The sequence below is a fragment of the Algoriphagus boritolerans DSM 17298 = JCM 18970 genome (genome assembly GCF_900108085.1).
Taxonomy (GTDB): Bacteria; Bacteroidota; Bacteroidia; order Cytophagales; family Cyclobacteriaceae; genus Algoriphagus; species Algoriphagus boritolerans.
This window is the reverse complement of sequence record NZ_FNVR01000005.1, coordinates 47,468-72,134: the sequence shown is the minus strand read 5'-3', so window position 1 is coordinate 72,134 and position 24,667 is coordinate 47,468. Positions and strand designations below refer to the sequence as shown.

Genomic DNA, 24,667 nt, shown 5'->3' with positions numbered 1-24,667 from the left:
GTTTGTGAAGCATTTCATAACTCATTTTAAGAACCCAATATGGCTTACATTGAACCGGCTCCGATAAAGGACAAAGAAAATCCTTTGGAGTCAATGATGGAAAGATTCAACATCGCTGCTGAGAAACTCGGACTCTCCGATGAAGTTTACAACGTGTTGAAGAATCCAGCCAAACAAGTTATCGTCTCCCTACCGATCACCATGGACAGTGGAAAGATTCAGGTATTTGAAGGGATCCGTGTGATCCACTCTAATATTCTTGGTCCTGCAAAAGGAGGAATACGCTTTGCACCTGACGTTCATTTGGACGAAGTACGGGCACTTGCAGCCTGGATGACTTGGAAATGCGCCGTGGTCGATATTCCCTACGGTGGAGGTAAAGGCGGGGTGCGCTGCAATCCACGCGAAATGTCAAAAGGGGAGATCGAACGATTGGTTCGGGCCTATACCATGGCAATGATCGATGTATTTGGTCCTGATAAAGATATTCCTGCTCCGGATATGGGCACCGGACCTAGAGAAATGGCCTGGCTGATGGACGAATATTCAAAAGCTCATGGAATGACCATTCCGTCCGTTGTGACAGGTAAGCCGCTTGTGCTCGGGGGGTCTCTAGGTCGAACTGAGGCCACAGGTCGAGGAGTCATGGTAACAGCATTGGCAGCCATGCAAAAGCTTAAAATCAATCCTTTTTCAGCCACTTGTGCCGTTCAGGGATTCGGTAATGTAGGCAGTTGGGCAGCCCAGTTGCTGGAAGAAAGAGGCTTGAAAATTGTGGCTATTTCAGATCACACCGGGGGATTTTACAGTGAAAAGGGAATCAATATCCAAGAAGCAATCAAGCATAAAGATGCCAATATGGGAACCCTAGAGGGCTTTACCGGAGGCGATCGGATGGAGAATGCGGATGATCTCCTTACGCTGGAAGTGGATGTGCTCGTTCCGGCAGCAATGGAAGATGTCATCACTGCAAAAAATGCCGAAAGAGTAAGGGCAAAGCTAATTGTGGAGGGTGCAAATGGACCTACTTCGGCAAAAGCGGATGCCATTATTAATGAAAAAGGAATCATGGCGGTTCCGGATATTTTGGCCAACGCAGGCGGAGTGACTGTTTCCTATTTTGAGTGGGTTCAAAATAGACTGGGCTATAAATGGACAGCTGATCGGGTCAATCGCCGCTCAGACCGCATCATGAAGGATGCTTTTGAGCATGTGTATGAGGCCTCGGTCAAATACAGCGTGCCGATGCGAATTGCTGCCTATATCGTTGCAATCGATAAAGTAGCCAAGACCTATACCTTCCGAGGTGGGTTCTAAGGCTTGGTTTACTTAAAAGTTTTACCTTTGAGGCGTGGATTAGACTCCACGCCTTTTTAATTCAAAGCCATGACTATACATCGAGAAGGGAGAGTACTGCTGTTTTGGATGATGATTATCCTTGTTGCACTCAATTATCTGCTTTATTATTATCTGCCTGAAGAGCGATTCCTGATCAATCTGTCCATAATGGTCAGCGTGGTCCTGTACCTGATTGTTTTACAGTTTTTCAGAAACCCAATTTTCCCATTGCCCAATGAAGAAGGGATTGTTTTTGCGCCGGCAGATGGAAAAGTGGTGGTGATAGAGGACGCCTTCGAAGATGAATACCTGAAAGAAAAGCGGAAGCAAGTTTCCATTTTCATGTCACCAATCAATGTCCATGTCAATCGCTCCCCGGTGAAAGGTGAAGTGGAGTATTTCCAATATCACCCAGGCAAATACTTAGTAGCTTGGCATCCGAAATCCAGTACAGAGAACGAGCGAACCTCTATGGTAATCAAGGATCAGAACGGAACCAAAATTATGGTTCGTCAGATTGCAGGAGCTTTGGCACGGAGAATTAAGTGGTATGTAAAACCAGGTTCACAACTCGATCAAGGTGGAGAATTCGGGTTTATCAAATTTGGATCCCGTGTGGATATGTATTTGCCCCTCGATGCAGAGATCCTTTGTACAATGGATCAGGTGACCAAAGGGGCGAGGACACCCATTGCGAGGTTGAAAAAATAATTCAGTAAGGAGTGTATCAATTCTCCGAGAGATTTCGTCCTTAAGATATCTTTCAACCAAAATTTTTAAATCGATGAAATCGAGCATGTCCTCTCCGATATACACTGGAATGAATATCGATGAAGTGAGATTCCATGTGACCGAAAAAATCAAATTATAAACACATGAAAAAATACCTGCCTTTTGCGCTTGTCGCTCTGTTTGCAACCTTGATTTCCTGTGCCGAAAATGAGGAACCTGTAAGTCCATTAATTGGGACTTGGGAAAAAAGGGAGTTTGTAGATTCTTTGGACCTCTGGTTTGTGGATATCATGGAATTCAAAAACGACAGCATTTTTGAGATCAGTAGCATTGTTCGTGATTCGGAGACCGGACCAACCTTAGGATATACCCTCGTGGCTACCTCTTGGTATAATCTTGATGGGGATACTTTTAAATATTATTATTCCGATGCCTTGATGCACTTTTATTTACCCGGGCAAGATGACGCAGTGTTGTACGTGCCAAAGGCTGAATTGAAACCGGTTATTCTTGATTTCTTTAGAAAGCCGGAAGGAGTCTTGACATTTTCATCTGATAGAAGGATGTTTCTATTACAACCAAACTGCCTGATCATAAATGAAGAAAATGACTGTGTGCAATTTCCTGTAAAAGAATATATTCGCGTGAATTAATTTAAAAAAGGCGGCCTTTGTTTATCCGACAGCCGCTTTTTTTGATCTATATATCCACCAAGCTAAAAAGGCAGTACTCAGAAAAAATATCAAAGTCGTCCATTCAAACGTTCTTCGCTCACTCAGTTTTTCCTCGATTTGCTTGTCTCGCTCAGCCAGAGCTCTCTTCAGCGCCTGCACGTCTCGCTCGAGCTTCAAGGTGATCGATTTGTAGTCCTCTTTCTCCTGAGAGATGACTGTGGTTTCGATTGTACCGATCATTCGGAGTTCATCCATAATCTGATTGTCCTTGGTAATGATCCGCTCCAGCCACTCATTCGTTTCGATCATGTCCTTTTTAGTCCGGTTCCCAAAAATCCCGGACTTTTTGCTTTCTGAAGCTCTCCATTCCTTATGAAGTTGGTCTCTGTCTTGGACCATTCGTTCAAGCTTTGCGCCATCAAACTGAGGGCCTTGAAAGAGTGTAAAAAGTAAAACAGCAAGTACGTTAAGCATAGATTCTTAATTGATATTTTCCTGTAAGGGCAAAACCTATTCCGTTTTTAGCATGCAGTCGATGTAGGAAGTTCAGAATCTGATCATTTCGACTACCAACTGGGATCATATAAACGAGCGTCGACTGACTGATCACGGCTTACTACTTTTCCACGCCCGTGTCATTTCCTTCTTTCCCGGAGGACCAGGCACCACTTCTACTTCCAAGCCAAGCTCCTTCAAGTCGCGTCGTAGCTGACCTTTGGCAGAGTAGGTGGTAAATAATCCTCCCGGCCGCATCGAATCGGTCACTTTCCCCAAAATTTCCTTAGTCCAAAGCTCAGGTTGCTTGCTGGGGGCGAAGGCATCAAAAAATACCACATCCGAAGGGTAAAGCTGTGCTTCCTCGAGGGTTGTTTTGTCCTTTTTGAAGTTGAAATATTCTGAAACCGGTTCCCCTTCATTCCAAGGTGCCTGATGTAGGGCCTCAAAATATTTATGAAAATGCCAAATTCCATGGTCATGCTCGATGTAGTTGAGTTGGGAGTACAATTCCTTTTCGAGGGGAAACGGCTCAATCGTGTGGTAGAGGACAGGGATTTGATTTTGCTCTGCCCAAACTAAGGTGAGCCAGGCATTCAATCCTGTTCCAAATCCCACTTCAAAGATTCGAATTGGATATTTTGCCGGATTTTTTGCCAGCCAGGAATCCAGACCATAGATCATAAACACATGGATAGATTCACGGTATGCGCCATGAAAACTGTGGTATGTTTCCTGTAATCCCTCATGATACAAGGAGTGCGAACCGTCCTCAGTCGTAATGATTTTCAACTTTTCACTCATACCTTATAGATCAATGCCGTGCAATAAGCTGCAATACCTTCTTCGCGACCCACAAATCCGAGAAATTCCGATGTAGTCGCTTTGATAGAGATTGAGTTTTCCTCGACTTTCATTACCTCAGCGAGGCAAGTTTTCATTGCCGGAATGTGGGGGTTGAGCTTCGGGATTTGAAGACAAACCGTGGAGTCGAGGTTTCCCAGTTCGAAACCAGCCGCTCGGATCATTTTCATCACTTCCTGGAGTAGGATTTTACTGTCTATTCCTTTGAATTTGGGATCCTTGTCCGAGAAATGAAATCCGATATTTCGCATATTGGCAGCTCCAAGCAGCGCATCGCAGATCACGTGAATCAGGACATCGGCATCGGAGTGGCCCACCGCACCTTTGTCGTGTTCTAATTTGATTCCGCCCAGCCAGAAATCGTAGCCTGACTGAAGCTGATGGACATCGTATCCGAAGCCTATTCTAAATGGTGTCATTAATTGATCGATTGATAATAAAGGACTGAAGCTTGATCATCTTTAAGAATCTGACTAGCCCAAGCCTTGATTTGGGGTGCTTCTATTTTTGATTTTTGCTCAAATTCCTGCCAATATAAATCAGGATCTCCCAAATGTGCATAATAGGCCAGATTCATCGCCCGGTTTAGCAATTGAATCGACTCATAAATTTTCATGGCTTCACCCTGATGTTTTATTTTTTGAAGCTCTCGTTCAGAAATCTCGTTTTGGAGAAACTCAGCCAAAACTTCATCCAGGGCAGCTTCGGCTGTTTTGGCGGAAATTCCCGATTCCATCTTACCGGAGAAAACCAAAAGCCCTGGATCTACAGAACCGGTGATGTACCCACCTACAGAAGCAAAGATTTTTCCGTTTTTGATTAGTCGTTGTTCCAGAAGGGAAGATTTTCCAGAACCCAGGATGTCACTGATCAAATCTGCTTCCAAGTAGCCTTCTTTACCTTTTGCCGGCATTTTATAAGCCTTATACAATGCGTCGGTAGGTACTTTGGCTTGCAGTTCTTTTGATTTCTTGGCTGTTTGGATCGGTTCTGCCAAGATTCCGTTTTTATACAATGATCTGGAAGGAATCGGTCCAAACCATTTTTCTGCCAAATTTTCCACTTGGGCCAGTGTCACATCACCGGCCACGACAAGGATTGCATTGCCGGGATGATAGTGTGTTTCATAAAACTCCAGGACATCATCCTTAGTATATTCTTCGATGTCTTGCAGGGTTTGGCCGATGGTAGGCCATCGGTAACTGTGCTTTTCATAGGCCAAATCCCTCAAATGGTGCCAAACATCGCCATAGGGCTGATTGAGATAGCGTTGCTTGTATTCTTCCATCACGACTTTTCGCTGCGTTTCGATGGTTTTTTCGCTTAAACTCAACTGAAGCATTCGGTCCGACTCCAGCCAAAATGCCGTTTCGATGTTCGCAGCCGGCAAGGTCATGTAGTAATTGGTGATATCGGGGCTGGTGAAAGCATTGCAGGAACCTCCTACGCGTTCCAATTCCCGGTCAAACACCGGCACATTGGCCGAGCTGCCAAACATCAAATGCTCAAAGAAATGAGCCAATCCTGTTTTGCCCAGTTGCTCAAAACGGGAGCCTACTTTATAGAGAAGATTGAAAACAGCGATTTTGCTGCTATGATCCTCATGGACGATCACTTCGAGGCCGTTGTTGAGAAAAATTCGTTGGTATGGAAACATGTTATTGGTTTAGCTTTATCTAGAATTCACAAATCGAGGTTTTGGTTTAGAAATGAATCTAAAATCATTCAAATCTTACTTTTTCACCACTTATACCTGCCATTAATGTAAGATGTCCTGTTTTTTACAAAAAAAGCCGAACTTTGGTTCGAAGCGCTAAGTTAGACTTCCCAAACATACTTCACCCATTCCGATGAAAAAACACTGCGTAGCTCTGAATAAGACGGGACAGTTCTCGAAATTTTTTTTAGACTACATAGAAGGAAAAGAGGCACTTAGGCCGTTTTACGCACATTTACCAAAAATTGAAAGTTTCAAAGCAGCAATTGAGGCTAAGAAATTCCCCTCGGAAAGCAGGGGTATCCTACACCGAGCTTTGCAAAGCCAATATCAAGGATTGGAACTTTCCAGTGAAGTTTCCTTCAATCTTGACTCGCTACTCAGCGAAAAAACATTTACGGTCACAACGGGACATCAACTGAATCTGTTTACAGGCCCGCTCTATTTCATCTATAAGATCGTCTCAACGATCAACTTGGCCAAAAACCTTCAAAGTGCTTATCCGGAGTACCATTTTGTGCCGGTCTATTGGATGGCTTCTGAGGATCATGATTTCGAAGAAATCAATAATTTCAAACTGGACGGCAAGAAGTATCAGTGGAATTCAACTCAAAAGGGTGCTGTCGGAGAGTTTTTGCTGGATGAATCGTTCAAAGCTTTTTTGAAAAGTGTTGATTTTGCCCCTGACGTCTTTAAAACCGCCTATCAGAGCAGCAAAACCTTAAGTGAAGCCGTGCGGAAGTATGTCCATGACTTATTTGGGGATCAGGGTCTCGTCGTGGTTGACGGTCATGACGCAGCATTGAAATCCATTTTTAAGCCGGTCATTACAGCCGATCTTTTTGAGCATATTCCCTTTGAGCAAGCTCAGAAAGTGACACAGGAATTGGAAGATTTGGGCTTTAAAAGCCAGATTTTCCCCAGAGAAATTAATTTTTTCTATTTGGAAAAGGGCCTTCGGGAGCGAATTGAACAGTCGGGAAATGAATTTCAGGTATTGAATTCCGAAATCAGGTTTTCTGCCGAGGAAATAAAAGTGCTCGTGGAATCCAATCCGGAGCGATTCAGCCCAAATGTAGTTTTGAGACCTTTGTATCAGGAAATGATTCTTCCCAATCTTGCGTATTTGGGGGGACCGGCTGAAGTTGTGTATTGGTTGCAGTTGAAAGGTGTTTTCGATCAGTTTGGTGTACCCTTTCCAGTTCTTTTGCCTCGTAATTTCGCCTTAATTCTCGATAAACCAGTTATGAAGAAAATGGATCAATTGGGCTGGGGAGTTTCTGATGTATTTGTTGAGTTTGAAAGCTGGAAAAGGCAATTTGTTGCACAGCAGGCAAAGGTTGATTTTAGCCTGAAGGAAGAAAAGGCCATGCTTTCGCAACTTTTTGACAAAAAGGGAAAAGAGGCATCGACTTTGGAGAAAAGTCTAGATACGGCATTTCAGGCTGGAAAAGTGCGGAGTCTCAAAATATTGGATCAAATGAGTGCAAAGTTGAGGAAAGCCGAAGAAAGAAGGCTTTTAGTGGAATTGAATCGGGGGAAGGCTGTTTTGGAGTTTACAGCCCCGGGCGGTAGCCCTCAGGAGCGAGTGATAAATATGATGCAGTTTTTCCTGGCAAATCCATACCTAATTGAGGAATTGCTGGCTTGTTTTGATCCTTTTGACTTTAAAATGATGGTGCTAGAATCCAAATAAAAAGGGGAAGAACCGTAGCCGCATTAAGTGGCTTGAGGCACATTCCCTCGAGAATATCCCGGAAAAAATGGATTCAATTCAGCCTTCCAACAAGTCAGAACAAGCATTGTGGCTTTTGAAAAACAAAAAATAAGCACTTGAAAACAAAGAAAGAACTCCGGTCAGCTTACAGGCAGCTGAGAAAAAGTCTCAACCAAGAAGAAGTGGAAGCCAAGTCCAAGGCGATCAATTTTCAGTTTTTAAACTGGCTAAAAGATCAGGATCCCATTCAGCATTTTCATTTGTTTTTTCCGATAGACCGATTCAATGAGGTCAATACCTTTTATATCAAAGATTCCTTGGATCAGAAAGGTAAAACCCTGTACACTTCCCAGGTGAATAAGCTCAATACAGAAATGGAGACGCTAAAACTCCCAGTTGATGCGGCTTTTTTCCTAGATGAGTGGGGGATTCCTGTGCCACAAGAATCAATTATAGTTTCTCCGTCTAAAATTGAAGTGGTTTTTGTCCCCTTACTGGCTTATGACAAGGCGGGAAATAGAGTCGGGTTTGGAAAGGGTTTTTACGATACCTTTTTGGGAAAATTAAGGCCCGAGGTAATTAAAATTGGCTTAAGTTTTTATCCTCCGGAGGATTGTATTCAGCCTGAACCTCACGATATTGGATTGAATTATTGCATTACTCCCGAAAAAGTTTTTACTTTTTCGAAGTAATTAACTTATCATCCTTTGAAAAAAGCACTTTTATTTCCGTCCGCCATTTTTATTTTGGCCCTACTTTTATCTACAGCCCAAGTTCAAGCCCAGCAGGGATCGTACAATACGATGGTCGGAATTCGTGCTGGTACTTCCCTTGGGGGGGCAGTGAAACGATTTGTGACAGACCATTCCGCTGTGGAATTGATGGTGTTTAATCGATGGAAAGGCTGGAATGCTGCTTTGCTATACGAGCGGCACATGGACATTCGGGAATTCAGAGGCATGGAGTGGTATCTCGGTGGAGGTGCGCACTATGGAATATGGAAAGAGCCCAAAGCCGAACCGCCATGGGTTTACCAGGGGAGTGAGGATTATAAGGCTTTTGGTGTGGATTTTATCGCCGGTCTGGAGTACAATTTTTACAATACGAATATCTATTTAAGTTTTGATTGGAAACCTGCATATAATTTTGTTGACTTTACAAAGTTATGGTGGGATGAAGCAGCCTTTACCTTGAGATATTCATTTTAAATTAGAAAACTGGTTAAAAAACGAACCGGTTTTTTTCTTTTTGACAAAAAACACCGAAAAATATTAGATAGAATCAACCGAATATTTCGATTTTTTGAATTTTTCTATTTTCGAAATTCGAAAATTGGATAGATTTAAAATTTTATTCAAAAAAATTGTAAAAAGGATACTTTTTATTCTTAAAAACTCTAAAAAAACAGTTTTTCAGCCCTATTTAATTTTTTTTTGCAGTTAAAAATTATTTTTCAATTTCATCTTTTTGGCATTTTCCCAAAATATTGTTTTGTTAATGTTAAAAAATATGCGAATTCCTGTTAATAAATGTTAACATAAAGGATTGTAACCAAATAATGTGCTTTTCTACCCATTCAAATGAATTTTTGACCGCTTTTGAAATTAGCGGATAATAAATTTTATTTACAAATCAACTAAACTAAACACCTTATGAGAAAAGCTTTACTCTTTGTTGTTGCGCTTTTCACCATGACCCTCAGCTATGAGGTGTCGGCGCAGCAACGGGTAATTACCGGTACGGTAATTTCCGAGGAAGACGGACTAGGGTTGCCAGGAGCAACAGTTCTCGTCAAGGGTACAACAGTAGGTACGACCACCGATTTGGATGGGAACTACTCTATCAATGTACCAGCGGGATCTGATGTTTTGATTTTCTCTTTTGTGGGTCTGAAGACCGCAGAAGAAGCTATCGGCAATCGTTCCGTAGTCAACATCACTCTGACGACCGATGCGTCTAACCTATCCGAAGTGGTAGTCACAGCGATCGGTATCGAAAGAGAGAAAAAAGCACTGGGTTACGCGGTAACCTCAGTGGACAATGCGCAGCTGGAGAATCGACCAGAGGCTGACGTAGCACGAGTGCTACAGGGCAAAGTGCCAGGGGTAAGTATCACTTCCACCAATGGTATGTCTGGATCCGGAACCAACATGGTCATCAGAGGCTATTCTTCTGCTACCGGTTCTAATCAGCCACTGTTCGTGGTAGATGGTGTCCCTTTCAACACTTCCACCAATGCGCAGAACGGATTCACAACAGGGGGTACAGCTACTTCTTCCCGATTCTTGGATATTGATCCAAACAACATCGAAAGTATGTCTGTATTGAAGGGGCTTTCGGCTACGGTACTTTACGGTGACCAAGGTAGAAACGGGGTAATCCTGATCACGACCAAATCCGGTGCATCCAAGCGTAAAGCAGCTGAGGTAACCATCAACCAGTCTGTGTTTACCAATGAGGCGGCTTCGTTGCCGACTTATGGTCAGATTTATGGAAACGGTTTCCAGCAGGACAGAGGCTTCTTCTTCTCGAACTTTGGAGGTAGAATGGATGAAGGTGTCACTATCAATCACCCTTATGCAACTTCTTCCATAGCATCAATTAGAAACGCATTCCCTCAATTCTGGGTGGATGGCATCGTAGGTGGCACGCCAGTACAATATGAATACAAGGCATATGCCGATCCATCCGAAATTTTCTTCCGTCAGGGATTGATTTCAAACACCTCTGTTCAAATCGCAGGTGGTTCTGACAGAACAGGATTCAATGCGAGCTTTGGCTACACAGATGAGCAAGGATATCTTCCGGGTAACGAATTGGAAAAATTCAATTTTGGCTTGGGTATCAACTCTGCCATTTCGGATAAGTTGACTGTCAATTCTTCATTTACTTTTGCCATCACTGATTTGCTTACGCCGCCTGTAAACGGTTCGTTCGGATCAGGAAGTGCAATTCCATCAGTATTCGGTCACGTATTGTTTACGCCTCGTTCAGTAGATTTGGCAGGACTTCCTTTCGAAAATCCAATTGATAAAAGCTCAGTTTATTTCAGAGGAGGTAATGATATCGTTAATCCAAATTGGTTGGTTAGAAACTATGTAAATTCATCAGACGTACAGCGATTCTTCAATTCAACTTCTTTGAATTATGATCTTACTGATGATTTCTCCATTACCTACCGATTAGGTCTTGATACCTACACTGAACTGCAAGAATTGAGATATAACAAAGGGGGACCTTCCGGAAACTTGGCAACTGCTCAAGGATATTACAGAACAATCAACATCAACAATACCATTTGGAATCAAGATTTGATTTTGAACTGGAAAAAGGAATTCTCTGATAAGTTCAGCATGAGTGCGTTGCTGGGTGGTAACTCCCGCTATGACAACTATGCACAAAATGGAGTAGCTTCACAGGGGCAATTGGCATTCGGTCTTTTCCGTCACTCCAACTTCCAAACTTCCTCAAGTAATGATGCTTATTCAGGTGGTACAATGACTTACACCGAGGAACAAAGAAGATACGGGGTTTATACCAACATTACTTTGGATTACTCCGATTACCTCTTCTTAAACCTCTCAGCAAGAAATGACTGGACATCAACTGTAGAAAAGGAAAACAGAAGCATCCTTTATCCAGGTGCGTCAATATCCTTCATTCCTACTACAGCATTCGACTGGAGCTCTACTACTTTGAATGACTTGAAATTGAGATTGGGATATGGTACCTCTGCAGGTTATCCAAGCCCATACAGTACTAGAAACATTCTAGCCCAATCTGCAAGAGCATTTGATCGTGGAGGAATTACTCAGACGCACTCCGTTTCTAACGCTTTGGGGAATCCAAATTTGAGACCAGAGCTTCATGGTGAATTGGAATTCGGTGTGGAAGCAGTGATGTTCAATAACAAGCTGCGCTTTGACCTTTCCTTGTATGAAAAAAACACCAGAGATTTGATTACTCAATCTCCAATTGATCCGGCTACCGGTTTTACTTCTACTGCAATCAACATCGGTCAGATCAAAACCAGAGGTGCTGAATTTCAGGCTACTGTAACTCCAATCTCTACTCCTTCCGGATTTGAGTGGACTTCTACTGTAAACTGGTCCACTTATGAGACCGAAGTTATCGAGCTTGGTGGAGGTTTGGAAGAAGTGGTTGTGGCTGGTTTCACAGACCTTGGAAACTTCGCAATTCCAGGGCAGCCGTTTAACGTAATCAAAGGGGTGGGCTTTGACCGTGCACCGGATGGTCAACCTATCATTTTGTCAAACGGTGTACACAAACCTGCAGCTGACCTTGTTATTTTAGGAGATCCAAACCCAGACTGGACAGGATCATGGATCAACGGTTTTAGCTACAAAGGCTTCAACTTGAATGTGATGATGGAATACAGACACCGTGGTGTGATCTACTCCAGTACAGTAACTGCAACTCTGGCTCGTGGTGTAACCAAAGATCCTGTTGTGGATAGAGAGTTGACCTTCATCATGCCAGGTGTGAGACAAGATGGTAACAATGCCGACGGAACTCCACGATACATTCCAAACGATTATCAAATCACTGCCTCTGATTATTTCTTCTCAGGATATCAGGGGGCAACTGACGAGCCTAATGTGTTCGATGGTTCTATGGTACGTTTGAGAGAAGTTTCTTTATCTTATCAATTACCAAATTCCTTGATGGCGAAAACTCCATTTAAGCGAGCATCATTTGCAGTGAGTGGTACAAACCTCTGGTTTTTGGCACTTAATTTCCCTCCAAACATGAACTATGATGTTGATGTCTTGGGTACAGGTGTAGGTAATGGTCTGGGATTCGACTTTGTGACAGGTCCCAGCTCTAGAAGAATGGGTGGAACGTTAACGCTTACATTCTAACCCTAAACAGACATGAAAATGAAAAGATTTATATACGGACTGACGGTAGCCACCACTTTGGTATTCGCCGTATCCTGTGATGAAAAACTGGAAGAACTGCTTGAGAACCCTAATGCAGTAAACGCAGCAACTGCGTCTCCAGACTTTCTATTGAATAGAATTCAGTTGGATTATCAAAACCATTGGTATGGAATTGCAGATCGTGGTGCTCGATTGACTCGTCAAATCAATCAGGGATCAGCGTTGTATGAAGCAGCCTATACTGTAGTTTCAACAAATGGCACGTGGTCCAATGCTTATGCGAATATTCTAGCGGATATTGCGTTTTTGGAGCCGCTTGCAGAGGAGGCTAATCTACAGCGCCATTTAGGTATTGCTAAGACTATCAAAGCAATGGTGTTGTTTGATTTAGTGGATACCTACAACGATGTTCCTTACACCGAAGCGATAGATGCCACGAACTTCAATCCAAAGGTAGATTCAGGCGCATCCATTTATGCCGCTGCTTTTGCTTTGTTAAATGAAGCTACTGCACACTTCACAGCTACACCATTCGCAGGTGCCCCTAATGATTATTTCTATAACAGAAATTACACCAAGTGGATCCGGATGGTAAATACACTGAAGTTAAGGTATTTTCTTAATACCAGATTGGTAAGTACTTCTGAATCTACTGCCGGAATCAATGCCTTGATTGCGGAAGATAATATGTTGAAAGCAGGAGATGACTTTGTGTTCCAATTCGGAACTACAGCTGCCGATCCGGATTCCAGACACCCTAAGTTTGCAGGCCAATATACTTCAGGTGGTGGCGATTACCAGTCGACAGATTACATGTGGCGATTGACTGAGGAGAAGGGTTTTGATGATCCAAGAGCTCGTTACTATTTCTATCGTCAATCCTTGACTAATACCACTAATCCAGCTGAGCAAGAGTGCATTACTCAGTTGCCTCCTCCGCATTACCTTATTGGTAACTTCCCTTACTGTAATCCGGGTACGAGAGGATATTGGGGTCGTGATCACTTGGATCCAGACGGCATTCCACCGGATGGCTTGAGAAGAACTGCTTATGGAGTATATCCCTCTGCAGGTAGATTTGACAACAATTCAGCTACTCCGGTAAACAATCCCGCTTTAGGCGGTAGAGGGGCAGGCATTCATCCGATCATGTTGGCTGCTTATGTAGACTTCATGTTGGCTGAAGCTGCTGTCACTCTTGGTACGACCGGAGATGCTAAAACTTACTTAACATCCGGTATACAGAAGCATATGAACTATGTTCGTACTTGGTCTTTGACCACTGCCGAAGGTGCTGTGATTTCCAGCTTCAATCCTGCTGAAGAGTATTCACGATCAGTTGAAAATTACCTTGATTATGTGGGTGATGAGTATGATGATGCCGCCTCTGCAGATGCCAGACTGGATCTAGTCGCTAGAGAATACTGGTTGTCCTTGTACGGTAATGGAATGGAGTCATTCAATCTTTACAGAAGAACAGGTAAACCTAGCAGAATGCAACCTGCATTGGAAACGGATCCAGGACCATTCATTAGATCCTTCCTTTATCCAAACAACTACATGGTTACCAATACCAATGCGGTTCAGAAGCCAGATCTTACACAACAAGTGTTTTGGGATACAAATCCTGCTTCACCTTGGATTTATTAACCTAAAAATTAGAAAAACATGAAAATGCTAAAATATAGTTTTGGCTTGTTAGCAACTGTGCTGGTCTTTCTAAGCTCTTGTAGAGATTCTGTGGAGCCAAATATTCCATACAGTGAATTTGATACCGGTGCCTATTTGAGGACAATCGCAAGGACAAGCACCACCTTCAACTTCTTTAACCTAGGAGCTTCCAATTTTGCTTTGACTTTGGAAGCAGTGGATATAGAAGATGGTGCAACTGTTGAAAATGTGGAAATCCGGGTACGTCACAGACGATTGATTCCAGGAGTAGGATTGAGTTTTACGCCTGCCAATGATGTTTTGGTTAAAACCCTTCAAAAGACCGATTTCGCACCAAATGATCAGTCCAGATTCTTAAGAACTTCTTTTGTGGTTACCGCCGCGGAAGCTATTGCCGCTGTTGGTTTGACTGAAGCGGAAATTGAAGGGGGAGATGTGTTTGAATTTAGATTGGTATTGAATGACAAGTTTGGTCGTTCTTTCTCTACCAACAACGTGACTACCAACGTTGCCGGTGCTCCATTCTATGCTTCACCTTTCCAGTATAATGTAAGTGTCATTTGCCCTTCAGATCTGGCAGGTACCTACGCGTTTGATGCCTTGGAGACGTTTTGTGGTGATACTTTCTCAGGCTCTACTACTTGGACGGCTGTTGCTGCTACTCCAGGTTCCTATACAGTATCTGATGGAACTTTTGGAGCATGGCAGTCTTGCTATCCTGATACATGGGGTAACGGAAATGTGAGAATCGCTGATGCCTGTGGCCGTTTGACAATGTCAGGTACAGATAAATATGGGGATAGTTATTCCATGACAGTAATCAGTTCAACTCCAGAAGTTCTGACATTTGAGTGGGTAAATACCTACGGTGAATTTGGAACTGTTGCAGTTAAATCAAATGCAGGTAAACCTTGGCCTCAATTTAGATAATCGAATCAGTCAATTAAATTAAAAAGCAGCACTCAAAAGGTGCTGCTTTTTTTTGGGGTAAGGTTTCTTTCTTTAATCGACCCGGATTAAAGGAACACCTCGCAGAATTCAAACTTTTGACCATTAAACAATCCCTTATCACTGAGTTTTAAGTCAGGAATGACGAGCAAGGCCATAAAGCTGAGTGTCATAAATGGGGAATTTAAGGTAGACCCCATTTTTTTTGCCATCTGATCGATACGGGTATAAGCTTTAGCTACCTGGTATCCATCTTCCGGTGACATGATTCCACCCACAGGTAGGGAAAGCAGCTCCGCTTTTCCTTCGGTGACTGCTGCTATTCCTCCCTTGGCTTCGATGATTAAATTCACAGCTTGGCAAATTGAAAGGTCATCGACCCCGACAGCAAGGATGTTGTGTGAATCGTGGCCTACCGAGGAGGCAATAGCTCCGGTTTTTAAACCAAAGTTTTTGATAAAGGCGAGCGCAGGTTTAGTGTTGTGGTAGCGATTTACCACCGTCATTTTAAGAATATCATCTTTGATATTTGACTCGGCTAAGCCATTTACGATACAGATTTTCCCGGTAATTTCAGGTGTAATCAACTGTCCGTCTAAGGCTTCAATTACCCTAACGCTTTCGGTTTTGGTTGTGATCTGAAAATCCTCAGGTGCTTTCAGTGAAGTATTGAAGTTGTTTATAATTTTATTATCAACGGTATTAATTAAAGTTTTTCCGTTTTCAGCTACTTTCTTGCCATCGATGAAGGTGGATAGAACTTGAAAGCTTTTGAGATCTTCCACACAGATAAAATCTGCCGCATCTCCCACTCGTAGCTGACCAACCTTCAGTGAATAGTGTGAAATGGGAGTGAGGCATGCTGCTTTCAGTACGTGGAATAGATCTTTTCCTTTGGCAATGGCCCGAGCTGCCAGCTCATTGATGTGACTGATGGCCAGGCTATCCGGATGCTTGTCATCGGAGCAAAACATGATCATTTCCGGAAAGTCATCTATCAAATCAATCAGTTCCTCGAAGTTTTTGGCGGCAGAACCTTCCCGAATGGCGATTTTCATACCCAACTCAAGTTTTTCCCTGGCCTCTTCTAAGGTAAAACATTCATGATCGGTACTTATGCCGGCACCCACGTATTTTTCGGCTCCTACTCCTCTCAAGCCGGGGGAATGTCCGTCAATTGGTTTCCCATATTTTTGAGCGATTCTGATTTTTTCCATCACTTGTGCATCACGATTGACAGTGCCTGGCCAATTCATCATCTCTGCCAGGTAGTGGATTTCTGGTCTTTTTATTAAATCTTCAATGTCTTTAGGAGTTACCACTCCTCCTGCTGTCTCAAACGGAGTTGCGGGGACACAAGAAGGTGCGCCGAAATAAAATTTGAAGGGGACTTGCTTTCCATTATTGATCATGTACTCCACTCCCTCCATGCCACAGACATTGGCAATTTCATGAGGATCGGAAATAGTAGCCACAGTCCCATGAACTACTGCCAACCTTGCAAACTCAGAAGGAACAAGCATGGAAGATTCTATATGAACATGAGCATCAATAAATCCGGGCATCAAGAATGGCAAATTGGATTCAAGCTTAATTTCCCTGATCCGGGAAATTTTTCCATTTTCTACCAGGACTTCTGCAGGGTAAATTTTTCTATTTGGGATATCTACAAGGTTTCCTTTAATTTTCATGCTGTAGGGAATAAAAGAAAGGGAATAGCCAAGAGAATACTAAGATTGGCTTTTACCGTTTCGGGATTGGTTAAGGTTAAAACTACTATATTTGCCCAAAATTAATCAGTAAACCGAAACAGGTTTTTTTTGATGGGTAAAATTGTCGTTGCCATAGATGGATATTCAGGGTGTGGTAAAAGTTCCACAGCTAAAGCAGTAGCCAAGGATTTGGGATTCACTTACATTGATTCGGGAGCCATGTATCGAGCTGCAACTTTGCATTTTTTGAACCACTATCTATCCCCTTCAAATCCGCAGGATGTCGCAAAAGGGTTGAAAACACTTGAGATTTCTTTCAAAATCAATCCTGACACAGGAAAGCAGGAAACCTACCTGAATGGCATCAATGTCGAAGATGAAATCAGAAGTATGTCGGTCTCTGAGAAAGTGAGTGAAATAGCGACAGTTAAAGAGATAAGAAAAGAACTGGTAGCTCAACAAAGGCGTTTAGGAAAGTCTAAAGGTGTAGTGATGGATGGGAGAGATATAGGCTCGGTGGTTTTTCCGGATGCTGAATTAAAAATTTTCATGACGGCTGATTTGGAGACAAGGGCATTTAGGAGACAGCAGGAATTACTCGAAAAGGGTGAATTGGTAGATTTAGAAGACATCAAAAAGAACCTTGTAAACCGGGATCGAATTGATTCTTCAAGAACCGAAAGTCCCTTGATCAAGGTTTCCGATGCCGTGGAAATTGATACAAGTAATCTGACTTTTGAGGCGCAAGTGGTACAAATCGTGCAGCTGGCAAAAGAAGTAATCGATAACGAAAAAGATTATGCTAGTAACCATAGATAAAAATTCAGGCTATTGTTTCGGAGTCGAATTTGCCATCAAAATGGCAGAAGACGAAATGGAAAACAGCAATCAGCTGTATTGTTTGGGAGACATCGTGCACAATGACATGGAGGTGAAGCGACTTCGTGAAAAAGGACTCATTGTCATAGACCGTGAGCAGCTTCAGGAGCTGACCAACTGCAAAGTTTTGATTCGTGCCCATGGCGAGCCGCCGGAGACCTACCGAACAGCCATAGAAAACAACATTGAACTAATCGACGCTTCCTGTCCGGTCGTACTCAAGCTTCAGCATCGAGTGAAAAATGCCTTTGATAAGATGGAGCGTGAGAATGGTCAGATTGTAATCTATGGAAAAAAAGGACACGCTGAAGTGATTGGGTTGACCGGTCAGACTTTGGAAAAAGCCGTGGTGGTCATGGAAGACGCAGATCTGGATAAGATAGATTACAGTCGCCCTGTGACCTTATTCAGCCAAACAACCAAAAGCACTAAAGGCTTTTACGAGGTTTCTAAAAAGATTGAAGATCGGATCAAATCCGCAAAGGGAACTTTGAATGAGTTGGATTTCAATGCCAATGATTCAATCTGTAGACAGGTTTCAAATCGGGAACCACAGCTTAAGATGTTTGCTCAGGAAAATGATGTAATTCTTTTTGTCTCGGGTAAGAAAAGTTCGAACGGAAAAGCACTTTACCAAATCTGCCTGAGCGAAAATCCAAGAAGTTATTTTATCGAAAGCGAAGCAGAATTAGACCCGGAGTGGTTTCATTCTGAAGACCGAGTCGGTATCTGCGGAGCCACATCTACCCCAATGTGGCTGATGGAACAGGTGAAATCTTACGTGGAGTCTTTGGAGGAGAATATGCTTCATGCCTGAATTTCACCGATTGTCCCTTCTATCAAAAGTTCGAACATTTAATGTGATATAAGCTCCAATTCAATTGGTTTTTCTTTAGATTTGGGTCGTTTTTCAATAGCTCATAGTTCAAAAACAGATATGTCTAAAATAGTGAAGCTTAAGAAAGGTTTTGACATCAGGCTGGTAGGAAAGGCCTCGCAAGAGATTGCCAATTTCGCCCCCGCTCAAACTTTCGCCATTAAGCCGACAGACTTCATAGGATTTCAGCGTCCCAAAGTCCTCGTCAATGAAGGAGATACGGTAAAATCCGGTACTCCAATTCTGATCGATAAAGCCTTAGATCAGGTAATATACGCCGCTCCGGTATCCGGTGAGATCCTTGAGATCAAAAGAGGCGACAGGAGAAAGCTTCTCGAAATCAAAATTTTGGCTGATAAAACCATCACGTATGAGAGCTTTGGGAAAATTGACTTAGGTCAAGATCGGGAAGCATTGGCAGCAAAACTTGCTTCAACAGGAGTTTGGCCAAACATCATTCAGCGTCCTTTTGGAATAGTTGCTAATCCGGCAGATAATCCGAAAGCAATCTTTATTTCAGCATTTGACACGCACCCGCTGGCTCCTGATTACGGCTTTACGCTTCAAGGAGAGGAGAAATATTTCCAGGCAGGAATTGATGCTTTGGCAAAATTGACCACGGGAAAAGTTCACCTGAATGTGGATGGATCCAAGCCCGTCCCGAGTGTGTTTTCAGGAGTAAAAAATGCTCAGGTCAATCAATTCTCCGGCCCTCATCCGGCCGGTAACGTAGGTGTACAGATCCACCATTTGGATCCTATCAACAAAGGGGATCTTGCTTGGACTGTGAATCCTGTAGGTGTGGTTCAAATTGGAAAAGCTGTTTTGGAAGGTCATTATGACGCTTCAAAAGTAATAGCAGTGACCGGTTCTGAATTGACAAAAGCCGCCTATGTTAAGACCTATGTTGGTGCAAACGTCTCCACCTTTGTAAAAGGTAATCTCAACTCAGGTCATGTGAGAGTGATCTCAGGGAATGTTCTGACGGGTGAAAAAATCAACCTGGAGGGTTTCCTTGGCTTCTATCACAATCAAATTACGGTAATCCCTGAAGGTGATTATTATGAGTTTTTGGGATGGGCCAAACCTACGGCTTCCAAACTAAGCTACCACAGAGCACTTGGACTATTGTCCTTCCTCACTCCCAAAAAGGAATTTGTTCTTGATTCAAACTGTAGAGGGGAAGAGCGGGCATTTGTACAAACCGGTGTATTTGAATCGGTGACACCAATGGATATTCTTCCAGTCTATTTATTGAAAGCCATCATGGCTGAAGATTTTGACGAGATGGAGGAATTGGGAATCTATGAGATTGTAGAAGAGGACTTGGCACTTTGCGAATTTGTGGATGTGTCCAAGCACCCTGTGCAGGAGTTGGTAAGAAAAGGTATAGAATTAATCCAATACAGTTAATCCATATGAAGTTTCTAAGAGATTTGATGGACAAGCAGCGTCCTCTTTTTGAAAAAGGAGGAAAGCTTGAAAGTTTATATTATGCATTTGAGGCAGGAGAGACGTTTCTCTTTTCGCCCAATCACACCACGGGTATCAAAGGGGCTCAAGTAAAGGATGCCATTGACCTGAAGCGTATGATGATCACGGTGGTGATTGCTATGATCCCCTGTTTGTTGTTTGGTATCTACAATACCGGGCATCAGAGTTTACTTGCAACTGGTGAAACCACCGGAATATGGGAAAACTTTGGAGACAAGGCTATCATAGGACTTCAGTTGGTTCTTCCTATCATAATAGTGGCTTATGCCGCTGGGGGAATTGTGGAAGCTACTTTTGCAGTGATTCGTAAGCACCCGATCAATGAAGGCTTTTTGGTGACAGGGATGTTGATACCACTGGTGGTACCGGCAACCACTCCGCTTTGGCAAGTGGCATTGGCCACAATTTTTGCGGTGGTGATTGCAAAAGAGGTGTTTGGTGGCACAGGAATGAATATCCTAAACGTGGCTATGACAGCCAGAGCATTCTTATACTTTGCGTATCCTGCCCAAATTTCAGGAGATCAGGTATGGACTTACCTTGGTGAGAAAACGGCTGTGGATGGATTCTCAGGTGCTACGGCACTTTCGGTAGTATATGATGCCGGGGTACAAAATGTAAATGCTGTAGAAGCTCTAAATAATCATAATTCGATTCTTGGTGAGGGTTTATTTAGCTTTGCAAATATGTTCATGGGTTGGATTCCCGGTTCGATCGGAGAGACATCTACATTGATGGTCTTGATCGGTGCCGCAATCTTGATTGGTACCGGAGTAGCAAGTTGGAAGATTATTGTCTCAGGATTCGCAGGAGCCTATTTGATGGGCTTATTGCTGAATGTACTTGCCGTGAACGAATACATGGCTTTGCCTCCGCAATATCACTGGGTAATGGGAGGATTAGCCTTTGGAATTGTTTTCATGGCTACTGATCCGGTATCTGCCGCTCAGACAGAAACCGGGAAATGGATCTATGGTCTAATGATCGGTATTTTTACGGTTATTATCCGAGTGACTAACCCAGCTTACCCAGAGGGAATCATGCTTGCCGTTCTTTTCATGAACGTCTTCGCTCCGCTGATTGATTATTATGTAGTAAAAGCTAATAAAACAAGGAGGTTACAACGTGCAACAGTCTAACGCTTATATCATTACGTTTTCGGTTATCTTGACCGTAATTCTTGGTCTTCTGCTTTCAGGTACTTCTCAAGTACTTGGTCCTATGCAGAAAGAAGCAATCGCTTTGGATAAGAAAAAGCAGATTTTGGGTGCGGTGATTTCTGCTGAAGAAATCGAAGCGATGACCCCTGCTCAAATCAATGATTATTATTCCAAAAGGATTTCTTCAATTGTAGTTGATATCAATGGAAAAGAAGTGACTGAAGATGCAGGTGTACCCGTCACTGCTGAGACCGTAGATATCGCTAAAAATTATAAAAAGCCCGCAGATCAACGTCTTTTTCCAGTTTTCATATTTCTGGGAGAAGGTGGAAGTGATGATGTCGAATCATACATTTTTCCGTTGTACGGTGCAGGTCTTTGGGATGCAATCTGGGGTTTCATTGCCTTGGACACTGACATGAATACTGTAGGAGGAATCACGCTTGCACACGCAGGTGAGACTCCGGGCCTTGGAGCCAGAATCACCGAAGGCGGAGTACAAGAGAGATATGTAGGTAAAAAAGTTTTTGATGAATCCGGTAAACTTGTTGCAGTGCAAATGATGAAGGGAGAGGGGAAAGACTATTCAGATGATCCGCACAAAGTAGACGGGATGTCAGGAGCAACGATTACTGCAAATGGTGTCAATACTATGCTGAAGTCCTACTTGGGACATTATGAAGCATTTATCAAAGAAAAGTCCTCCAGCACTGCAGTTGCCGGTCTTTAATTCAAATTCAACTCAACTAATTAAAATAAAATGAGTGCTGAAACATTAGAAAAAGCGATTGAAAAAAAGCCTGCTGAGGCTTTGTTTTCAAAACGTCGAAAAAAGCTTGTTACTGACCCCTTAATTGATGAAAATCCAATTACCATTCAGGTGTTGGGAATTTGTTCTGCCTTGGCGGTGACGACTCAAATGAAGCCAACTTTAGTAATGGCAATATCTGTTATTTTTGTTGTTGCAATGTCCAATTTCGTTATTTCTCTAATGAGAAATACCATCCCGTCACGGGTTCGAATCATCGTTCAGCTGGCAGTGGTAGCAACTCTGGTTACCTTAGTTTCCGAATTATTGAAGGCATTTGCCTACGATATGTATAAGGAGCTTTCTGTATTCGTAGGGCTTATTATTACCAACTGTATTGTTATGGGGCGTTTGGAGGCATTTGCTTTAGGCAATAAACCTTATGATTCCGTATTGGATGGGTTGGGCTCTGCGTTGGGTTATTCCTGGATTATCCTTGCCGTGGCATTCTTTAGAGAATTATGGGGTTCAGGAGCTGTTTTCGGAATTCCGGTATTTGAGTACGTATCAAGTATATTCGGTCCTGATTTCAAGCTTGCTACCAACGGTTTGATGGTTTCTCCTGTGGGGGCTTTCATCATTCTCGGATTGATCATTTGGGTACAGCGTACCAAGACAGGTTATGTTGAACACTAAAACTCTTTAGAAAAATGGAATTAATTAGCTTAGGTATTCGGTCGATCTTTATCGACAATATGATTTTCGCTTATTTCTTGGGGATGTGCTCTTTTCTTGCAGTTTCCAAAAAAGTAAGTACAGCGCTTGGTCTTGGTGCAGCGGTAATTTTTGTTTTAACCGTTACGGTGCCTGTCAATTGGCTTCTCAATGAATTCGTGTTAAAAGAAGGTGCTCTAGGATGGGTAAATGCCTCTTTGGTTTCTATTGACCTTACTTTTCTACGGTTCATCATGTTTATCGCCATCATTGCGGCCATGGTTCAATTGGTAGAGATGGTAGTCGAAAAATTCGCTCCTGCATTGTATGGACAATTGGGTATTTTCCTTCCTTTGATCGCCGTGAACTGTGCGATTTTGGGTGGATCACTCTTTATGGCCCAGCGGGATTACACATTTGCCGAATCAACAGTTTATGGTTTTGGCTCTGGAACTGGATTCTTTTTGGCTATTGTAGCATTGGCAGCTATCCGGGAAAAATTGAAATACTCCCATGTACCTAACGGACTTAAAGGTCTTGGCATTACGATGCTTCTGACAGGTTTAATGGGATTGGCGTTTATGTCATTTATGGGAATTAATTTATAATCTTCCTTTTCTTTATAGATTAAGGCTCTGAATTAATTTTTCGGAGCCTTTTCTTTTTAATGGTAAAGCTGTTTTCGTCAAGAGTCTTTATCTTAAAGTCTCAATAATCTATAACCCAAACTCTATGAAGAAATTATTCATATTACTCGTCCTTTTTTCTTTTTCATTTGCATCTTTCTCCCAAGATGGGGAGTGGATTGAGCTGTTCAATGGTACAAACCTAGACGGTTGGAGAATCTCGGAAAATCCCGGTTCATTTACTGTAGTTGATAAGACAATCAAAGTAGATGGCCCAAGGGGTCATGCCTTCTATGATGGACCTGTTGGCAATCATGATTTCAAGAATTTTGAATTGATGGTTGAAGTGAAGACCATGCCGAAAGCAAACTCAGGTATTTTTATTCATACTGAATTTCAAGAGTCAGGCTGGCCAAATAAGGGCCACGAGATTCAAGTTAATCAAAGCCATGGGGATTGGAGGAAAACGGGCTCAGTTTACTCATTCAAGGATGTGAAGGAGACTTTTGTGGAAGACGGAGAATGGTACACAGAGCATGTGATTGTGAAAGGAGATCAAGTTACCGTAAAGGTCAATGGCAAAGTCATCAATGAATACGATGAGTCAAAAGACCGAACAGGAGACCTTGGTACTAAAAAACTGAGTTCAGGAACTATCGCCCTACAGGCGCATGACCCTGAAAGTGTGATTTATTACAGAAGTGTAAAAATTAAACTCCTGGATTAATTTCATCTCTTACTTAAAATTTAAAATGCTTAATCCTGAGATTAGGCATTTTTTTTAACTTGATCTGCAAATCCTACAGCTATGGCATTCACCTACCGAAGAATTTTCTCATACTTTTTGAGAGGATTGTTGTTTCTTACTCCTTTGGCAGTGACGATCTATGTGATCTATGCCATTTTTGTCTTTTTGGACAATCTGATTCCCGTGCCGATTCCAGGGATTGGGATCTTGATGGTATTGGGTTTGATTACATTTGTCGGATACTTGGCCAGCCTATTCTTTGCCAAGCCATTCTTCGATTGGTTTGAACGGGGCGTTTTCAAGATTCCTTTGGTCAATCTGTTGTACACCAGTATCAAGGACCTGATGGGGGCATTCGTAGGTGATAAAAAGAAATTCAGCGCACCTGTAATTGTGGAGATTAGCGATAGCTTGTGCCGCTTGGGTTTTATTACCCAGGAAGACCTTACCATTATTAGCCAGCCAGACTTGGTTGCTGTTTATTTTCCGCATAGCTACAATGTGTCCGGAAATGTTTTTCTGGCAAAACGGGAGAAAATCAAACCATTGACAGGGGTAAAAAGCTCCGATGTGATGAAGTTTATGGTTTCAGGGGGAGTTTCGCCCCTGATCGAACATTGAAAAAGAGTTGTAATTGCTCCTTTGAAAT

General features: G+C 42.7%; 23 protein-coding genes. 18 read left to right on the top strand and 5 right to left on the bottom strand.

Annotated elements, in window-relative coordinates; all coding sequences use genetic code 11:
* Positions 1-39 precede the first annotated feature (39 nt).
* The 3 genes from C4S61_RS06710 (at position 40) to C4S61_RS06700 (ending at position 2,723) form a co-directional block, all read left to right on the top strand.
* Positions 40-1,317, top strand: coding sequence for a Glu/Leu/Phe/Val family dehydrogenase (locus C4S61_RS06710; RefSeq protein ID WP_103924017.1), 1,278 nt, complete (start codon positions 40-42; stop codon positions 1,315-1,317).
* Between the two features lie 69 nt (positions 1,318-1,386).
* Positions 1,387-2,049 carry a phosphatidylserine decarboxylase family protein gene (locus C4S61_RS06705; RefSeq protein WP_103924016.1) on the top strand — a complete coding sequence of 221 codons (663 nt, stop codon included), beginning with the start codon at positions 1,387-1,389 and terminating at the stop codon, positions 2,047-2,049.
* A gap of 164 nt (positions 2,050-2,213) precedes the next feature.
* Complete coding sequence (locus C4S61_RS06700; RefSeq protein ID WP_103924015.1) at positions 2,214-2,723, top strand: hypothetical protein; 510 nt, start codon at positions 2,214-2,216, stop codon at positions 2,721-2,723.
* A gap of 21 nt (positions 2,724-2,744) precedes the next feature.
* Here C4S61_RS06700 and C4S61_RS06695 read toward each other — a convergent pair whose 3' ends face one another.
* From C4S61_RS06695 to C4S61_RS06680, 4 genes are all read right to left on the bottom strand, one after another.
* On the bottom strand, positions 2,745-3,218 hold the full coding sequence (locus C4S61_RS06695) for a Clp protease ClpB (RefSeq protein WP_103924014.1): 474 nt from the start codon (positions 3,216-3,218) through the stop codon (positions 2,745-2,747).
* 132 nt (positions 3,219-3,350) lie between these two features.
* Positions 3,351-4,043 (bottom strand): tRNA (5-methylaminomethyl-2-thiouridine)(34)-methyltransferase MnmD, encoded by a 693-nt coding sequence (gene mnmD / locus C4S61_RS06690; RefSeq protein WP_103924013.1) that lies wholly within the window; start codon positions 4,041-4,043, stop codon positions 3,351-3,353.
* Positions 4,040-4,522, bottom strand: a complete 483-nt coding sequence (ispF, locus tag C4S61_RS06685) for a 2-C-methyl-D-erythritol 2,4-cyclodiphosphate synthase (RefSeq protein WP_103924012.1) — start codon at positions 4,520-4,522, stop codon at positions 4,040-4,042. Before ispF ends, mnmD begins: the two co-directional genes overlap by 4 nt.
* The gene (locus tag C4S61_RS06680; RefSeq protein WP_103924011.1) at positions 4,522-5,760 is read right to left on the bottom strand and encodes a M16 family metallopeptidase; all 1,239 of its coding nucleotides are present in this window, start codon (positions 5,758-5,760) and stop codon (positions 4,522-4,524) included. Before C4S61_RS06680 ends, ispF begins: the two co-directional genes overlap by 1 nt.
* 193 nt (positions 5,761-5,953) lie before the next feature.
* On the opposite strand from C4S61_RS06680, the gene bshC reads away from it, so the two are divergent.
* The 6 genes from bshC (at position 5,954) to C4S61_RS06650 (ending at position 15,042) form a co-directional block, all read left to right on the top strand.
* Positions 5,954-7,516, top strand: coding sequence for a bacillithiol biosynthesis cysteine-adding enzyme BshC (bshC, locus tag C4S61_RS06675; protein ID WP_103924010.1), 1,563 nt, complete (start codon positions 5,954-5,956; stop codon positions 7,514-7,516).
* Between the two features lie 137 nt (positions 7,517-7,653).
* A complete protein-coding gene (locus tag C4S61_RS06670) occupies positions 7,654-8,229 on the top strand; it encodes a 5-formyltetrahydrofolate cyclo-ligase (protein ID WP_103924009.1) in 576 nt (191 codons plus the stop codon).
* Positions 8,230-8,244: 15 nt separating this feature from the next.
* Positions 8,245-8,745: a hypothetical protein gene (locus C4S61_RS06665; protein ID WP_103924008.1), complete on the top strand. Its 501-nt coding sequence runs from the start codon at positions 8,245-8,247 to the stop codon at positions 8,743-8,745.
* A 444-nt stretch (positions 8,746-9,189) separates the two neighbouring features.
* Entirely contained in the window at positions 9,190-12,420 is a 3,231-nt protein-coding gene (locus tag C4S61_RS06660) for a SusC/RagA family TonB-linked outer membrane protein (protein WP_103924007.1), read from the top strand.
* Positions 12,421-12,438: 18 nt separating this feature from the next.
* Positions 12,439-14,091 carry a SusD/RagB family nutrient-binding outer membrane lipoprotein gene (locus tag C4S61_RS06655; protein WP_103924173.1) on the top strand — a complete coding sequence of 551 codons (1,653 nt, stop codon included), beginning with the start codon at positions 12,439-12,441 and terminating at the stop codon, positions 14,089-14,091.
* A gap of 24 nt (positions 14,092-14,115) precedes the next feature.
* Positions 14,116-15,042, top strand: a complete 927-nt coding sequence (locus C4S61_RS06650; RefSeq protein ID WP_235009839.1) for a hypothetical protein — start codon at positions 14,116-14,118, stop codon at positions 15,040-15,042.
* A gap of 86 nt (positions 15,043-15,128) precedes the next feature.
* Here the strand turns inward: C4S61_RS06650 and ade are convergent, their stop codons facing one another.
* Positions 15,129-16,751, bottom strand: a complete 1,623-nt coding sequence (gene ade, locus C4S61_RS06645) for an adenine deaminase (RefSeq protein ID WP_103924005.1) — start codon at positions 16,749-16,751, stop codon at positions 15,129-15,131.
* A gap of 132 nt (positions 16,752-16,883) precedes the next feature.
* On the opposite strand from ade, the gene cmk reads away from it, so the two are divergent.
* From cmk to C4S61_RS06600, 9 genes are all read left to right on the top strand, one after another.
* Positions 16,884-17,591, top strand: a complete 708-nt coding sequence (cmk, locus tag C4S61_RS06640; RefSeq protein ID WP_103924004.1) for a (d)CMP kinase — start codon at positions 16,884-16,886, stop codon at positions 17,589-17,591.
* Positions 17,572-18,468 carry a 4-hydroxy-3-methylbut-2-enyl diphosphate reductase gene (locus C4S61_RS06635; RefSeq protein ID WP_103924003.1) on the top strand — a complete coding sequence of 299 codons (897 nt, stop codon included), beginning with the start codon at positions 17,572-17,574 and terminating at the stop codon, positions 18,466-18,468. The genes cmk and C4S61_RS06635 overlap by 20 nt, the downstream gene beginning before the upstream one ends.
* Before the next feature lie 120 nt (positions 18,469-18,588).
* Positions 18,589-19,941 carry a Na(+)-translocating NADH-quinone reductase subunit A gene (locus C4S61_RS06630; RefSeq protein ID WP_103924002.1) on the top strand — a complete coding sequence of 451 codons (1,353 nt, stop codon included), beginning with the start codon at positions 18,589-18,591 and terminating at the stop codon, positions 19,939-19,941.
* A 5-nt stretch (positions 19,942-19,946) separates the two neighbouring features.
* Positions 19,947-21,161 (top strand): NADH:ubiquinone reductase (Na(+)-transporting) subunit B, encoded by a 1,215-nt coding sequence (locus C4S61_RS06625; RefSeq protein WP_103924001.1) that lies wholly within the window; start codon positions 19,947-19,949, stop codon positions 21,159-21,161.
* Positions 21,148-21,912 carry an NADH:ubiquinone reductase (Na(+)-transporting) subunit C gene (gene nqrC, locus C4S61_RS06620; protein WP_103924000.1) on the top strand — a complete coding sequence of 255 codons (765 nt, stop codon included), beginning with the start codon at positions 21,148-21,150 and terminating at the stop codon, positions 21,910-21,912. Before C4S61_RS06625 ends, nqrC begins: the two co-directional genes overlap by 14 nt.
* A 30-nt stretch (positions 21,913-21,942) precedes the next feature.
* Positions 21,943-22,626 (top strand): NADH:ubiquinone reductase (Na(+)-transporting) subunit D, encoded by a 684-nt coding sequence (locus C4S61_RS06615; RefSeq protein WP_103923999.1) that lies wholly within the window; start codon positions 21,943-21,945, stop codon positions 22,624-22,626.
* Positions 22,627-22,640: 14 nt separating this feature from the next.
* Positions 22,641-23,252: an NADH:ubiquinone reductase (Na(+)-transporting) subunit E gene (nqrE, locus tag C4S61_RS06610; RefSeq protein ID WP_103923998.1), complete on the top strand. Its 612-nt coding sequence runs from the start codon at positions 22,641-22,643 to the stop codon at positions 23,250-23,252.
* 124 nt (positions 23,253-23,376) lie between these two features.
* Positions 23,377-23,997, top strand: a complete 621-nt coding sequence (locus C4S61_RS06605) for a 3-keto-disaccharide hydrolase (protein ID WP_103923997.1) — start codon at positions 23,377-23,379, stop codon at positions 23,995-23,997.
* 81 nt (positions 23,998-24,078) lie between these two features.
* Positions 24,079-24,639 carry a DUF502 domain-containing protein gene (locus tag C4S61_RS06600; protein WP_103923996.1) on the top strand — a complete coding sequence of 187 codons (561 nt, stop codon included), beginning with the start codon at positions 24,079-24,081 and terminating at the stop codon, positions 24,637-24,639.
* The last annotated feature ends 28 nt before the right edge of the window (positions 24,640-24,667 follow it).

What these genes read in the sequence shown, in the direction of transcription:
- nqrE (WP_103923998.1), top strand. Translation starts at nt 22,641, where the DNA reads ATGGAATTAATTAGCTTAGGTATTCGGTCGATCTTTATCGACAATATG.
- C4S61_RS06630 (WP_103924002.1), top strand. Translation starts at nt 18,589, where the DNA reads ATGTCTAAAATAGTGAAGCTTAAGAAAGGTTTTGACATCAGGCTGGTA.
- C4S61_RS06650 (WP_235009839.1), top strand. Translation starts at nt 14,116, where the DNA reads ATGCTAAAATATAGTTTTGGCTTGTTAGCAACTGTGCTGGTCTTTCTA.
- ispF (WP_103924012.1), bottom strand. Translation starts at nt 4,522, where the DNA reads ATGACACCATTTAGAATAGGCTTCGGATACGATGTCCATCAGCTTCAG.
- C4S61_RS06605 (WP_103923997.1), top strand. Translation starts at nt 23,377, where the DNA reads ATGAAGAAATTATTCATATTACTCGTCCTTTTTTCTTTTTCATTTGCA.
- C4S61_RS06625 (WP_103924001.1), top strand. Translation starts at nt 19,947, where the DNA reads ATGAAGTTTCTAAGAGATTTGATGGACAAGCAGCGTCCTCTTTTTGAA.
- C4S61_RS06600 (WP_103923996.1), top strand. Translation starts at nt 24,079, where the DNA reads ATGGCATTCACCTACCGAAGAATTTTCTCATACTTTTTGAGAGGATTG.
- C4S61_RS06710 (WP_103924017.1), top strand. Translation starts at nt 40, where the DNA reads ATGGCTTACATTGAACCGGCTCCGATAAAGGACAAAGAAAATCCTTTG.
- C4S61_RS06635 (WP_103924003.1), top strand. Translation starts at nt 17,572, where the DNA reads ATGCTAGTAACCATAGATAAAAATTCAGGCTATTGTTTCGGAGTCGAA.
- bshC (WP_103924010.1), top strand. Translation starts at nt 5,954, where the DNA reads ATGAAAAAACACTGCGTAGCTCTGAATAAGACGGGACAGTTCTCGAAA.
- C4S61_RS06700 (WP_103924015.1), top strand. Translation starts at nt 2,214, where the DNA reads ATGAAAAAATACCTGCCTTTTGCGCTTGTCGCTCTGTTTGCAACCTTG.
- C4S61_RS06655 (WP_103924173.1), top strand. Translation starts at nt 12,439, where the DNA reads ATGAAAAGATTTATATACGGACTGACGGTAGCCACCACTTTGGTATTC.
- mnmD (WP_103924013.1), bottom strand. Translation starts at nt 4,043, where the DNA reads ATGAGTGAAAAGTTGAAAATCATTACGACTGAGGACGGTTCGCACTCC.
- C4S61_RS06615 (WP_103923999.1), top strand. Translation starts at nt 21,943, where the DNA reads ATGAGTGCTGAAACATTAGAAAAAGCGATTGAAAAAAAGCCTGCTGAG.
- cmk (WP_103924004.1), top strand. Translation starts at nt 16,884, where the DNA reads ATGGGTAAAATTGTCGTTGCCATAGATGGATATTCAGGGTGTGGTAAA.
- ade (WP_103924005.1), bottom strand. Translation starts at nt 16,751, where the DNA reads ATGAAAATTAAAGGAAACCTTGTAGATATCCCAAATAGAAAAATTTAC.
- C4S61_RS06695 (WP_103924014.1), bottom strand. Translation starts at nt 3,218, where the DNA reads ATGCTTAACGTACTTGCTGTTTTACTTTTTACACTCTTTCAAGGCCCT.
- C4S61_RS06705 (WP_103924016.1), top strand. Translation starts at nt 1,387, where the DNA reads ATGACTATACATCGAGAAGGGAGAGTACTGCTGTTTTGGATGATGATT.
- C4S61_RS06680 (WP_103924011.1), bottom strand. Translation starts at nt 5,760, where the DNA reads ATGTTTCCATACCAACGAATTTTTCTCAACAACGGCCTCGAAGTGATC.
- C4S61_RS06660 (WP_103924007.1), top strand. Translation starts at nt 9,190, where the DNA reads ATGAGAAAAGCTTTACTCTTTGTTGTTGCGCTTTTCACCATGACCCTC.